Genomic DNA, 14,161 nt, shown 5'->3' with positions numbered 1-14,161 from the left:
TTCAAAAAATCTTATTTGTTCAACAATTCGTCGAAAGTGATGCTTACATAGTACATGCTTCCGATTAATGGGTTACCCCATCCTGTTGTATAAGCAACTCCGCCTAAGTTCGTACCACCTACTTTGATGATCGACTTAATCTCAGATACTTTCTTGCTTACTTGCATATCGAACGTTGAGAACGCAGGAATCACAGATAATTGTTGTTGATTCACTACTTGGTTCACGAAAGATGATTGCCAAACAAATTGATCTTGGTATCTCCAAGTCGCATTGAAGCCCCAACCAGAATTTCCGATGTTACGGTTTCCTAAAGAAACGTTCGTACGGTAGTTCGGTGTGTTGAAACCTAATTGGTAATCCGCTAATCCACCGTTGTCTTTTACTGCATTGTAAGAAACGTTTGTTCCTAATGCCCAACGATTTCCTAAATCATAGTCAATGCCTAATCCCCAACCGTTCGTTACTACTTCGTTATCTACGTTAGATGGGAAAGAGAAGTAGTTTAATGAACCTGCCAAAGTCGTGCTAGGTTGCGCTACCACTTGACCTGCTGAGAAGTTCGTGAAGTTAGATTGGTAGGCATAGAAATCAACAAACATTTGTGGTGTGATCATTCCTTTGTAACCTAATTCAACTGTTTGAACTTGTTCTGGCTTCCAAGCCTTCGACTTGTAAGTCACCCACTTCGTAGGATCTGTTTGGTTTGCTAAGATCGATTGTAACGTATAGGAGTTACCTGATAATTTGTAACGATCTTGAACTACCGCTAAACCACCTAATAAACGAGCAGATGGAGTTAACAAGTTAATGTATTGATCCTGTGTTGTAGGAATACGGAAACCTGTTTGTAAAGACGCACGGAAGTTTGAAGTTCCTTGTGTTAACACACCCGAAATACGTGGGCTAAAAACGCCATCGAAATTTTCGTTCTTGTCATAACGAAGTGAACCCGTTACTTTCAAGTGATCAGCAAATAATTTCTTAGATGCTTGTGCGTAAGCACCGTATTCGTTGATCGAGAATTCGCTACCGTTATCTTGCAAAGCAAATAACGTTCCTTCAGAATTCAAGGCATACTGACGGATGTTAGCTCCTACGATCAATTCTACTTTATTATTCAATTTCTCCGTGAAGTTATACATACCTTCTAAGTGGTATAAAGCTGACTTATCTGTAAACTTAGCCCCTTGAGGAAGTGGCTTTCCTTTGATAGCATCAACCGCTGCGTTAAACGCTGCTGTACCTGGCACTAAACGACCTGCATCAGAAACTGCGCGAGCTGTTCCGTGGTAGTAAGGGAAAGAAGATTGTGTACTAGCTACTGCTAAACCAACTGCTGAAGCTGGAGCCACACCTTTCAATAAGTTTGTTTGTAATACGGTTCCAAAGTTTGTCAATGCCAAACCTGCGAAAGTCGAGAAGTATTGAGGATACCAAGCTGTTGATGGCTTAGCTGCTTCGTTTACTAATTGACCTAACGTACCTGTTGCATACGCATCACCTGAATTCTCTTGAGTTGTATAAGCACGAACGAAGAAGTTAGAACCTTTTAATTCTGCCTTGTATTGTCCCATTGAGAAATTCTTGATCGAATAACGATCTGCTCCTGTGTACATCGTAGTACCTTGACCATATGATCCTTGTAAGATCAACTCTACTTTATCGTTAAAACGGTAGTGTAAAGCGGCGTTAAATTTGATGTTACGGTTTGCATAAGAGGATAAATCACGCTCAGCATATCCTTCACGAGAAATGGCTACGTTAGGAACAATGTATCCTAAGATCGCAGATGGAGTTAATAAACCACCTGTAGCAGCAGAGATCTGATTGATACCTGCAGTCAAAGGATTCGTAGGAACCCCTAATAATGGCTTTAATGAAGTCAACATATTCACATTTGTCTCATCACCATATACACTCACACCGTTGTAAGCTAAGTTCGTTCCACGAGAACCTGCACCTAATACCGTACCATTCAATAATGATTGGTCACGTGTATCCGTTGACTGCCAGTCATCAGCAGTCAATTGGTTGAAGTTTAATTTAAACGCTACTTTGTTGTTGAATGCTTTAGCAAAACGAATCGAGATATCTCCATAGGGAGTAGTCGTTTCTGTACGATTGCTAGCATACATTGCTCCTGTTTTCACTTGAGCAGATAATCCTTGGAATAAGAAAGGTGATTTCGAATCCATTAAGATGATACCGTTCATCGCGTTAGGACCGTATAAAGCAGACGCTGCTCCTGGCAATAAGTCTACTGATTGTAAATCCAATTCAGAAATACCTACGATATTACCTACTGAAAAGTTCAAACCTGGCGCTTGGTTATCCATACCGTCGATTAATTGAACCACACGTACGTTACCGTTGCTATTAAATCCACGCATACCGATAGATGAGAAAGACACCGATTGTGCACTTACCTCAACTCCTTTGATATTACGCATCGCATCATAGAATGAAGCGGCAGGAGTTTCACGAATCGCACGAATGTCTAAACGTTCTACTGAAACGGGTGACTGCATAACGCTTTCCTCTACACGTGACGCAGAAACGACTACGTCTTGAGCCAAAGTAGCTTGCTCTTTTAAAGCGATTTGAAAATCGGTCTTATTTCCTTTTACAGGAATCTCTTGGCGCTCATAACCTACCATCGAAACGACAATTGTTAAAGCTCCTGGTTTGTTCGTTGATAGCGAGAAGTTACCTTTAGAATCTGAAATTGTTCCAGTTACTGCTCCTTTTACGCCGATACTAACACCAATTAATGGCTCTTTAGAATCTGCATCCGTTACCTTACCGCCTATTTTAGTCTGAGCAAAAGTGGATGCACTTAAGAACAGAATAAGCGCAAGGCTAGGTAAAATCTGTTGTATAATTTTTTTCATAATGGGTGTTTTTAATGACACAATTTGTTTTGGATACTCGAATTACAACAAAAATAAAGAAGATTTCAGTATTCAACACTATGTTTGTATTAAAAAATTACTAGTTTTTCAGAAAATAATTTAATCGCTTATCTACAAAGTCGACCGCTCAATCATTTAATTTTAAAAAGGGGGATTAAACTAGTAGCTTTGTGTATAAATTAATTCTATGAGAGCTCTTGCTTTTTTATGTGTAGTTTTCCTGAGCGCTTGCGCTAGTAATCAAACGCCTTATGTGCTGAGCACCAGGTGGAAAGATGCGCCGCAGCCCGCTGAAATGGACTATGCAAATCCGGCCGCTTGGTCTGCTTTGCCATCTCGTTATGACGCTGCCGATTTAGTCCCGCGCAAGTCTTCTTTGAAAGATGAACAGGCGACTGCTAAAGCCGATGTCTTCTTCATCCACCCTACCATTTTCACTTACAAACCCGTCAACGAATACGTTTGGAATGCCTCCATGATAGATGCTGCATTGAACACCAGCGTAGACAGTTCGACGATTCTAAATCAGGCCACCGCATTTAATGCCGCTGGACGCATTTTCGCTCCCCGGTACCGCCAGGCACATTACCAAGCTTTTGTAACCTCCTATAAAGAAGACAAAGACGCGGCTTTGGATTTGGCCTATTCTGATGTAAAAAGAGCATTTGATTATTACTTAGCGCACGAGAACAAAGGCAGACCGATTATCATCGCCAGCCACAGCCAAGGAACTGTGCACGCTACGCGACTAATGAAAGAATACTTTGATGGAAAAGAATTAGGCAAGCAACTAGTAGCGGCTTATATCATCGGAATCGCGACTCCTAAAAATACGTTTACAAACATTCCCGTTTGTAGCTCTCCTGAGCAAACAGGTTGTTTTGTCGCTTATACTACCTTTTTGCAAGGTTATCTACCACCTTGGCATCCAGGAACGGTGACAGAATTAGCCTCCGTTAATCCATTGACGTGGTCTACCGATGAGAATTTTGTTTCGAAAGAAAAGAACATCGGTGGCGTATCCTATGGTTTTAAATACGTGAAAGAGTTCGCGGATGCACAGAATCATTTGGGGGTTCTTTGGACAAATACCCCCTATGTACCCGGTCGCGCATTTGTTAAGTTGAAAAACTGGCACAAAGCGGACATTAATTTATTTTACCAAAATATTAGAGAAAACGCTGTCTTACGTGTGAACACGTTCCTCAGCCAAAAATAAGCGTATGCCTAACTGCCTTGTAATTATGGCGGGTGGAATCGGAACCCGATTTTGGCCCATCTCCAGAAGTAATTATCCCAAACAATTCCACGACGTATTAGGCGTGGGAAAAACGATGCTGCAACAAACCGCAGAACGTTTTGAAGGAATTGTGGCGCCTGAAAATATCTACGTCGTTACTAGCGAAGAATTTGCAGGTATCGTACAAGAACAATTGCCTTTCTTAAGCCCAGATCAAATCTTAAAAGAACCGCAACGCAAAAATACAGCCCCATGTATTGCTTATGCGGCCTACAAGATCAGTAAAAAGCACCCAAAGGCGAAATTAATTGTAGCTCCTGCAGATCACGTCATTTTAAAAGAGGAGGCATTTAAGGCGCGAGTAAAGGAAGCATTAGAAGCGGCGAAAGAGCCCGTTCTAGTCACCTTAGGCATCGTCCCTACGCGACCTGACACAGGTTATGGCTATATTCAATACCAAGAATCGGCCGAAACAGCAAAAACGGTGAAGACCTTCACGGAGAAACCGAACGTGGAATTAGCCCAAGCTTTTTTAGAAAGTGGAGACTACGTCTGGAACGCCGGATTGTTCGTTTTCGCCATTCCCACCTTCAAAAACGAATTAACAAAACATCTTTCGCGCCTGGCAGAGCAATTTGAAGAAGGTCGTGCCTTTTATTATACCGAAGAAGAGCCTGAATTCATTCGGAAGGTTTATGCCGTTTGCAAGAGCATTTCGATGGACAACGGGGTGATGGAGAAAGCACGCGAGGTGAAAGTGATTTTAGCGGACATCGGTTGGTCTGATTTAGGCACCTGGAAATCCTTGCACGAAATCAATGAAAAGGATGAGTTGCAAAACGCTGTAGATGCGCAAGTGATGCTATATGAAACGACCGATTGCATCATCAAGGCGCCTAAGGATAAATTAGTGGTGATTCACGGCTTATCGAATTACATCGTAGCGGAACATGGAAATGTGTTGATGATTTGTCCCAAAGATCAGGAGCAGCAAGTGAAACAATTCGTGGAAGATGCGACAAAGCTAGATCCGAACTTCAGCTAGGACTCAATCAACTGAATCAGGGAATTGAAGTCGCTTATCAATTGAATTCTAGCTGGAATGGGCTCAGGTGAATGCAGCACATTATATCCCGTTAACATAATCGTTGCCTCTGGTAGGTGCTTATCTAAATCTGCCACATAAGTGGGCAAGACATCTTGGGAAGGTTCGGTCGTAAAAACACTGAATATATAATCCGGTTGATGTATTTCGTAGGCCAAACACAATTCATCGAAGGGTAAAGATTGTCCTAAATAAACCGCTGAATGCTGTCGTGCACGGATTAAATAACTCGCAAAAAGCAAGCCAATTTCATGCAATTCCCCTTCTGGAAGGTATAGTAAGAATTTCTTGGCATTCGCCCTCGGCTTAGCCATTTGAGAATCGATGGCTGCGATGATTTTTTGGCGAATTAAATGCGTAATGAAGTGCTCTTGTGCTGGGCCCACAGAACCAGAAAGCCACAAAGTGCCTAGACGCGTTAAGAACGGGTAAATCACTTTTAGCATGAAGTTCTCAAAACCATAAGCCTTGGTAATGGACTTCGCCAATTCCTGAAAACGGTACTCATCTAAATCCATCATGGCCACCGTAATGGCCTGAATGTGCTCCGGATAATCTAAATCACCCCCTGAAAGCTGTAAAATTTTCTCGGAAATTTCCGCTTCGGATAATTCGGCAATCTTGGAAATCTTGATTCCTCCTTTATTTTGGAGGGTTGCAATATTTAAAATTCGCTTTAACTCTACATCAGAATAGGTCCGTATGCCGGTCTCAGTACGCACAGGACTCAGCAAATGGTAGCGCTGCTCCCAAATACGTATGGTATGGGCCTTGATACCACTGAAATTCTCTAAATCCTTTATGGAGTATACGTTCATTATAGTGGTAACACCAGGTTAATGAAAATGTTTAGAAATTAAATTGCAAAAATAGCCAATGTCCTAAAAAGAACAAAAATTGCAGGGCAGCAATGAGTCTAAATAGGCTAGATTTCGACGGGAAGGGCGTATTTTGATAGGCCAAATGAAAAACAAAAGAGGCAAACCACCAGGCAATAAAATTTTGGGTGGGCACTTGGACTCCAGCCCAGGTCCAAAAGTCAAAATGCACAGCCACTGGCTCAATTAAGAAATCCAAAGCCGTCATTAATCCCGCGCCTAAGGCTGCTTTACTGATTTTTCCGGCTATGTTCCACTCTTCTACCAGCGCATTCGTTGCTACTACCAGCACTAACCAATTCAAACCAATTGTAATAGGCACATTCAATACTTGAAAACCTAAGGTCTTACCATAAGAGTACTGACCAAAAATTTGACCCGTTCTCACACCTTGCACCTCTAAATACCAAGCCGCAATCGCCAATACACCTAGAAAAAGGTAGGCTTGAAACGAAGGTTTGGGAAAATACACCAGACAAATGAAGGCCGTAAACCAAAGGGTCAATGGAACGAGTGACGTAAACAAGGCCGCTGTTGCAGGTAAATGCATCCCGATTAAACCGGCCGCATACAAGACAATCAAAAAACGTTTCAGAAATACAGGATTCATAGGATTAATTTACCAGCCTTCCGGCTTTTCTAAGACATATCCATCTACTTTCACCACTTTAGGGGGAAATTGACTTTCAACTAATTTAGGGCGGCCAATGATTTGATTTGCCCGAGCGACCTCTGCCACTGAATTATTGTGCCGTCCCGGAGGAAAAAATACGACCACCGACTTATCTAAAAAGGTCGTATTCACGGCCTCGATGCAGGGGACAAAGTCACTATCCCCAGAAACAACAATGGCTATATCGTACACATCTAAATGCGCGTCCATGATCAAGTGAGTCGCTAAATTCACGTCCGTCATCTTCTCAGAAGGTACGACCCATTGATGCCCGCATTCCCTGCAATCCTCGAATTTCGCGTGATAAGAACCATAAATCAGCTCTACACCTGTCGATTCAAGCGCTTCTAAGTAAGTGGTTTGACGCTTCTCTTTGGGCGGATTATGGGTAATTCGACTGGTAAAAAACTTCACCCCCACTAGTTCTTGATTCGAACGAACAAAGCTCTTCATCAATTGATAGACATTTAACCACTTGCATTTGCGAGCGCCGGATTCAATCATCCCAAAATACAAGTTAGACCCATCTACATAGGCCATTACTCGTAATTTTTTCTTTTCATCTGCTTGCATTCGCCTGTGCTTAAATTTATCTTTGTGTTGAGCTCCCCCAAAGATAGCATCTTTGGGCCGATGCCCCGCCTCGGTGGGGCATTTACTATTTTAAGAGCATCCTAATATAAGAAAAAAAACCACAAAAAATGCCCCAGTATTTCTACTGAGGCATTCTGGGCGGATGATGGGATTCGAACCCACTACCCCTGGTACCACAAACCAGTGCTCTAACCGAGTGAGCTACAACCGCCATTTGGGACTGCAAAAATACGCAAAGCTTCCAATATTGCAAAAGAAAGCCGAAAAAAACGGGAGAATTTTCATCCTCCCGTCCAATTGTATTATTTCTGAGCCGCTTGGTAACGCGCTTCTGCTTTGTTCCAATCCACTACACTCCAGAATGCATCGATGTAATCAGGACGCTTGTTTTGGAATTTCAAATAGTAAGCATGCTCCCAAACGTCTAATCCAATCACAGGGAAGCCTTTTACATCAGCCACATCCATCAATGGATTGTCTTGGTTAGGCGTGCTTGATACCGCTACAGAACCATCTTTCTGCGCTACTAACCACGCCCAGCCTGAACCGAAACGCGTTAAACCCGCTTTCTTAAACTCTTCTTTAAAGGCATCAAAAGAACCAAATTTCGCATCAATCGCTTTCGCTAAAGTGCCTACAGGAGCTCCACCACCGTTTGGCGATAAGATATTCCAGAATAAATCGTGGTTAAAGTGACCACCACCGTTGTTACGAACTGCCGGAGATAAGGTAGAGATAGAAGTGAATAATTCTTCCAAAGACTTTCCTTCTAATTCCGTTCCAGCTACCGCTGCGTTCAAATTCGTCACGTACGCATTGTGGTGACGATCATGGTGGATTTCCATGGTTAATGCATCGAAATGCGGTTCTAACGCATTGTTTGCATAAGGTAATGGGGCTAATGTAAATGACATAATAGTATGATTTAAATGGTGAATGGTAAGTGGTAAATGGTGAATGTAGCGTAAATACCGCCTAGCGCATTATCAATTAACCGATTAAAATTAGTTTTAAATTGAATGCCGAAGTTAGGTATAAAACTGAAATATTCGTGAGTTAGTTCCACAATTTCGTTTACTGCAAACCACTAAACTTAACTTATTTATGCTCTGGAAAATTCAACTCAACTAGGTTATAATGAAAAGAGAATACCTAAAGAAATCATTCTACCTACCAAATTGTTTTTAAATTCAGATCTTGAATAATCGTTAATCACATAAAAATTACGTTCTCGTACATCTAGTAGATTGTGCAAATTAATTGAATAAGTCAATTGACTGTTTTTCGATTTCAAATCGAAACCCATTCCGAAAAAATGCAAAAATGGTCCCCCTGAATAAAATTGATAAGAGTTTAATTGTAGAAAACTATTGACTCTATTTTTTACAAAATATAATTGCATTTCATTTCTATACAAGGTGTTTTTGAAATCGGTAAATTGATTTTGAAAATCACTTTGCTCAATCGTAAAAGCTTGATAAAAATTAAATGCTTTTATGTAGCCAGATTTTACACTAAGGGTTAATGACTGGTTAGTAGAAAGATTATTTCGTAAGATTCCATCATTAATTAAATTGGCAAATTTATAGATTGAATACGCTCCTTTTGTTTTAAAAGTAATACCTAGCTCTTTCGAGTAAAATGCTAGTTCGCCTTGAAGTAATTGTTGCGACGACTGAATTTGCAACCATTGGTTTTTCTGTAGGCTAAACAAATTAGAGACCAAATTATTATTAAAAAAATCTCCTTCTGAATGATTCACAGAATACGATAATTCGTAATGCACCTTGGATAAAAAGTAATTTGACAAATTAAAATTCCATTTTTCTACCACTGGGAATCCAATTTGGATAGAATCAATCCGTTGATTTCTACTGTCTATATACAAGGTGTCGTTTAAATAATAATTCCGATAAGTAGGGTTTATTCTGCGCGAGTAATCAATACTAAAGCTCTGTTTAAATAACTTGGAATTAATCGCTGCATCAAAATTAAATCGCTGAAAAGAACCACTTAAGTTATTGTTATAAACTTTAATGCGAGCATTTTCTACACTCATTCGATAAACCCACCCATCCAAATTTCCCTTAAACTCCTGGCGGACAGTAGACCGTTCCTCTTCAAATCTAGAGGCCTCTTTTTGAACTCTTAGTAAGCTTTGTGTGAGCCTAAAATTTTCATAGGAAGTTTCAGCAATTAGAATTCTTGGAATCCATACTTTTATCCATTTTCCTGTACTTTTATTCTCTTGATATTGATGAAGCAAATTCTGATTGATTTTTAGGTTAAGTGGATTTTGGTAAGCCATTCGCAAATCGACCTCATTTTGACTCGCTAAATTTTGAATCAACAGTTGAAATGCAGAATTTTCCCCAGTCTTTATCGTGCTCAATGTTTCTACATAATAATCCTTGATTAGACTTTTTTGATTGGACTCAAATCCTAATTCGGTATTAATTGTTTGATTAGTGACATATTGAATTTCACCTCTATTCAAATAATACTTTCCTTCCATTATGACATACCCATTAGGTTGATATTTTAAATTAACTGATTGTCCCCATTTTTTAGGTAAGGTGTGAAAATCATACACATCAGAGGTAATAAAACTATATCCTGGCAGTTTGATTTCGGTATGATTAGCATTTTGATTAGAGAATTCGTCATTCAAATAAGTAGTAAATAATTTAAGGGTAAGTTTTCTATGGATTTTAAATATATTATTTACATTCACATTCAGCTGCTTATTCCTGTTCAATTTTAGCTTCCCTTCATTTGGGAAGCTTCCTCCATAGTTCAGAGGAAAACTAGGAAGATTTTCATACATCGGACTCATATCCCGGTAATCCGAATAATTAATAGATGATTGATTATCCCCTACATTATTGGTGGTAAGCAAGGCGAAGGTCTTAACATATTTTGTATTGATTATAGAATTGGATTTAATGGAATAACCATTCAGTTGATCTTCCACTACGGCCATATTAGCTTCTCCAAATTGGGTGTAAGAAAAATTCCTGGCAAACTTAAGATTAAGCGCAACAGATTGCGATGACCCTAAACCTGCCACAATGGAATTTTCGGAAAAATGATCATATGCTTCTATTTCTTCAATTTCATCTATATTGATATTTTTAGTAGCCATTGTGTAATTAGATTCCATCAGGTTATCTCCATCCAAAAGCACTGTTTCAACCGGCTTATTTCGATAGGTCATCCTACCACTTTCTTCCACTTTGACTCCTGGAAATCTCCTCAATAGATCTTCTATTTTTTTATCCGTTGAGAGTCGTAAATCTTTCACCTTGATAGATACGGTATCAGGTAAATAATGATAATTTTTAGGTCGAACAATCACTTCTGTAAGCTGATAGGCCGTATCTTTTTTCATGAAAAAATACTGGGTCTCGCGCACAGGAAAATGGATTACATCTGAATAAGTATGATAATTTATCGAATTAATGGACAGCTTGAGCACCTTGTTGGGAACCTCATCTTTTGAAATACTAGAATCAATTTTGGTGAATTTGACAAAATTCCCGAGTGTATCTTCATAGGTAATTATGCCCCTGTGAATAGGCTTTCCTGTAGCACCGTCTAAAAGCTGAAATCGATACATAGAATTTTGAGCCATTCCCTGCCATGAGCAAAAAAATACTACACAAAACGATAAAGAAGTAAATAGCTGCTTAGTCAATCTCCAAGTTTTTTCCACATATTCGAAATACACATTAAATGAATCAGAATTTTAAAACTAGGCAAATAGTAAATTCTCTATATCATAAACTTCTTCCTGTATCTTTTTCTTCAAATGTTGAATTCTAATTTTATAAGAATTGCTTTGTTGAATTAACAGGTCCATCTTATTTGTCCATTCATTCAAGGGCTGATTAAAATCTACAAATTCTCCACATCCGTGATATTTAATTCGTGCGGCATTTCCATTTTGATCAAAAATAGAATTATTGAGTGTGATTAAAATAGGACATTCGGCTAAGATGCTTTCTAAAATGGAATTCGCACCACCATGAGAAATAAACAGATCTACCTGAGGCAGTAAACTCCTTTGAGGTAAAAAATGAGTAGCATATAAATTTGCATATGCACTTAAATCAGTCGATTCTAAAAACGTTTGATCAAAAGAAGCTATGAAATAATACGTGGGATACCATTTTACCAATTCTAAAAACTTTTGATAAAATGAATTCAAATCTGAATTTAATTCCCTTTGTAATGTACCTTGACTTAGTAAAATTACTTTTTCATATTTTATGGAATTCCTTAAAAATAAGTTTGCCTCATCTGAATTAAGCACCGGATTTTCGAAATAGCCTAAATGCTTAATCAAACTACTGCCTTCACTTGAAAACTCAACAGATTTAGGAAGTAATAGTATGGTTTCTATAGTTGATAATCGAGGACTAAAAGAGTTCCATTTATTAATTTTCAACTTAACTTTTCGGGTTTTATTTATTTCTTTTAATTGGGTTTTAATTTTTCGAAATTCGGTATAGCCCAAAAACTTAAATTGATATACAGTATTTCTAACAAATTTGATGATCCAATACCTTAACCAAACTAAGGTAATCGTCATCCTTCCTACGAGGTCAAAAGAAGTGGGAACAAACCTAGAATGAAGTGGTAAGTTTTTTGTAGAAAAATCCGCGTTAAATAGGGTCTGGATTCCTTTAATCTTAAAATCAAGTTTTGCAGATTTGATTTTTTCTAAAACTACTTGGTCTCCCCAAAGCATCGAATCAACAAAAACATAATCAGGCCTTATTTTTTCAATATGTTCCAAAAGATCAATTCTCCTATTTTCAAAATTATTTTCATTCAAGCAGAAATGAAGTTTTTGTAAATAGTTTTGGCAAAAAATCTCGTGATTTTCTAAACCGAAATTCAATGATTTACACTCAATAAAATGAAAACCATTTTCTTCGATGCTAGATTGAAAAGAAATATGAGAAATAAAATAAGGGTCAAGATCATTGCCTCTTCTTAAAAGCGCATGGAATAAATTAAAAACAGGGTTTAGGTGACTAATCGAATTTTCAATAATGCAAATGATTTTAATTTTTGTCATTGTATAAACGATTTATAATATTCCCCTAAAGAACTTACCTACATAAATAGAAAATCGAACCCTCTAAATTGCTATAAATAAAACTTAAAGCTGAAGGTTTTTTTCTAAGTGCGGAAATTCATGAATACGTATTTCACCTGGAGCTGTGGGATATCTTTTTATCAATTCTTTAATCGCTCTTTTGTCATCCTGTTTTTGCCAACTGGCATAGGTGTGGAACGGGATAGATTTTTCCTTGAATTTTTCAGTTATTCCTACATTAGCTTTTTCGTTGTAATTGATTTTGATCGCTTGCCAAATAGTATAATTATCATCCGCAGCAACTTTAATTATCAAACCAGGAAGTCCTGAAAATTTAAATGGCCCATCCGATTTCTTTATTTTAGGAGCAAAATAGGCAGTAAAATTTCTTCCTCTAAAATGCGCTTTAGCTTCATAACAATCTAATCCCAAATACCGAATAGGTTTTGATTTTTGAATTTTCCATTTCATCAAATTCAACGAATCAGATACCACAAAATAGGCCTTATTGATTTTCGGTGAAAGAAACAGAATCTTCTTGCCTTGGTAAAACTTAAACAATAAATCATTGGCCTTTTTGAATGTATCCTCAGGTTCCGAAGCCGCAAAATAGGGCGAATTATTTTTAATGAATTTAGATTGAAAATAAACCGAATAAGTAGGATAAAGAATCAATTTATGAATATTTGTACCACCAGAAATATATTCAGGAAGCGGACACCATTCTTTGTATTCAACTGAGATAGAAGATTGCGCAACCACTACATTCGACAAAAGGATAAAGCAAAACGACAACACCTGTTTAAGACATTTCATAATTGTAAAATTTAGCTTTGTTATATTATTCCGGCTCAAAATACCATTTCGAGCCTGTCGATTTTCACATCAAATTTTGTATTCCTTTGATCTGGAGGTAGAGTAGACAAAAACTGTTTATAATTTTCTGCCATTTCTTTTTTGGCTAACTTCACATAGGCCCAAAATGGAATTTGATTGCTGAAATACTTGGGCGCAATCTTAATCTGAGGATTCTCTACAAACTCAATTTTTGTCGCTGAAAAAGAAAACATGTGATCATCGGTTTCTATTTTCAATATTATACCTGGTAACCCATTAAATTTAAAGGGCCCATCAGAAATAGGGATATCGGGACAATAATAAGCGATATAGTTTCTCTCCCGAAATCGACATTTAGCTATTTTCACTTTTCTACCTAGGTACTTTGTCGGTGGAATATTAGACATAATTTTCCATTTGATTGAATTTAAAGAATCGGAAATAATCTCTTTTTTTCGATCAAAAACACGAATCGCGGGATACAAAATTTTATTCTCCTTAAAAAGTTTCACAAGATAAATAGCGTTTTTGTCCATATCTTGTATTGCTCTCATTACTTGAGCTGGATTTTGTTGTCGCTCCTTTCTCGCCATCATTTTATAGATACTCATTTCTCCATTACTAGTCAATCGCATTGTATTGGTATTCCCAAATTGATTTTCTTCATACGTGACAATAATGCCATTTTGCGCTAAAAACATACGCGGCAATAAGGATAAAAGAATTACAATAACGTACTTTTTCATAGTCAAAGAGTTTTAGTAAAAAGAGAATGGATCTAAAAATCAAATCCATTCTCTTTAAAAATTAAT

At 38.0% G+C, this 14,161-nt stretch carries 11 protein-coding genes and 1 tRNA gene; 2 read left to right on the top strand and 10 right to left on the bottom strand.

The window, feature by feature from the left end; all coding sequences use genetic code 11:
* Nucleotides 1-11: 11 nt before the first annotated feature.
* Complete coding sequence (locus tag SKC35_RS08920; RefSeq protein WP_377979050.1) at nt 12-2,894, bottom strand: TonB-dependent receptor; 2,883 nt, start codon at nt 2,892-2,894, stop codon at nt 12-14.
* A gap of 208 nt (nt 2,895-3,102) precedes the next feature.
* Here SKC35_RS08920 and SKC35_RS08915 point away from each other — a divergent pair, with 208 nt between their 5' ends.
* Together SKC35_RS08915 and SKC35_RS08910 are read left to right on the top strand one after the other, a co-directional pair.
* Nucleotides 3,103-4,134, top strand: a complete 1,032-nt coding sequence (locus SKC35_RS08915; RefSeq protein ID WP_377979049.1) for a DUF3089 domain-containing protein — start codon at nt 3,103-3,105, stop codon at nt 4,132-4,134.
* 4 nt (nt 4,135-4,138) lie between these two features.
* Nucleotides 4,139-5,200: a mannose-1-phosphate guanylyltransferase gene (locus SKC35_RS08910; RefSeq protein WP_377979048.1), complete on the top strand. Its 1,062-nt coding sequence runs from the start codon at nt 4,139-4,141 to the stop codon at nt 5,198-5,200.
* Here the strand turns inward: SKC35_RS08910 and SKC35_RS08905 are convergent.
* From SKC35_RS08905 to SKC35_RS08865, 9 genes are all read right to left on the bottom strand, one after another.
* Nucleotides 5,197-6,078: a MerR family transcriptional regulator gene (locus SKC35_RS08905; protein ID WP_377979047.1), complete on the bottom strand. Its 882-nt coding sequence runs from the start codon at nt 6,076-6,078 to the stop codon at nt 5,197-5,199. The two genes, SKC35_RS08910 and SKC35_RS08905, sit on opposite strands and share 4 nt — an antisense overlap.
* A gap of 31 nt (nt 6,079-6,109) precedes the next feature.
* Entirely contained in the window at nt 6,110-6,748 is a 639-nt protein-coding gene (locus SKC35_RS08900) for a carotenoid biosynthesis protein (RefSeq protein WP_130894857.1), read from the bottom strand.
* A gap of 9 nt (nt 6,749-6,757) precedes the next feature.
* Nucleotides 6,758-7,384, bottom strand: coding sequence for an NYN domain-containing protein (locus tag SKC35_RS08895; RefSeq protein ID WP_130894856.1), 627 nt, complete (start codon nt 7,382-7,384; stop codon nt 6,758-6,760).
* Between the two features lie 158 nt (nt 7,385-7,542).
* Nucleotides 7,543-7,616 (bottom strand) — tRNA-His (locus SKC35_RS08890).
* 91 nt (nt 7,617-7,707) lie between these two features.
* Entirely contained in the window at nt 7,708-8,319 is a 612-nt protein-coding gene (locus SKC35_RS08885; protein ID WP_130922756.1) for a superoxide dismutase, read from the bottom strand.
* A 218-nt stretch (nt 8,320-8,537) separates the two neighbouring features.
* Nucleotides 8,538-11,102, bottom strand: coding sequence for a hypothetical protein (locus SKC35_RS08880; protein WP_377979046.1), 2,565 nt, complete (start codon nt 11,100-11,102; stop codon nt 8,538-8,540).
* A 57-nt stretch (nt 11,103-11,159) separates the two neighbouring features.
* Nucleotides 11,160-12,491: a glycosyltransferase gene (locus tag SKC35_RS08875; protein ID WP_377979045.1), complete on the bottom strand. Its 1,332-nt coding sequence runs from the start codon at nt 12,489-12,491 to the stop codon at nt 11,160-11,162.
* A gap of 84 nt (nt 12,492-12,575) precedes the next feature.
* Nucleotides 12,576-13,367 carry a GLPGLI family protein gene (locus SKC35_RS08870; protein WP_377979044.1) on the bottom strand — a complete coding sequence of 264 codons (792 nt, stop codon included), beginning with the start codon at nt 13,365-13,367 and terminating at the stop codon, nt 12,576-12,578.
* Nucleotides 13,364-14,095: a GLPGLI family protein gene (locus SKC35_RS08865; RefSeq protein WP_377979043.1), complete on the bottom strand. Its 732-nt coding sequence runs from the start codon at nt 14,093-14,095 to the stop codon at nt 13,364-13,366. Before SKC35_RS08865 ends, SKC35_RS08870 begins: the two co-directional genes overlap by 4 nt.
* Nucleotides 14,096-14,161 lie beyond the last annotated feature (66 nt).

It is taken from the genome of Aquirufa originis (assembly GCF_042714495.1).
Classification (GTDB): domain Bacteria; phylum Bacteroidota; class Bacteroidia; order Cytophagales; family Spirosomataceae; genus Aquirufa; species Aquirufa originis.
Note: the sequence above shows the minus strand (reverse complement) of the source record. Positions and strands in the feature narration are given on the sequence as shown.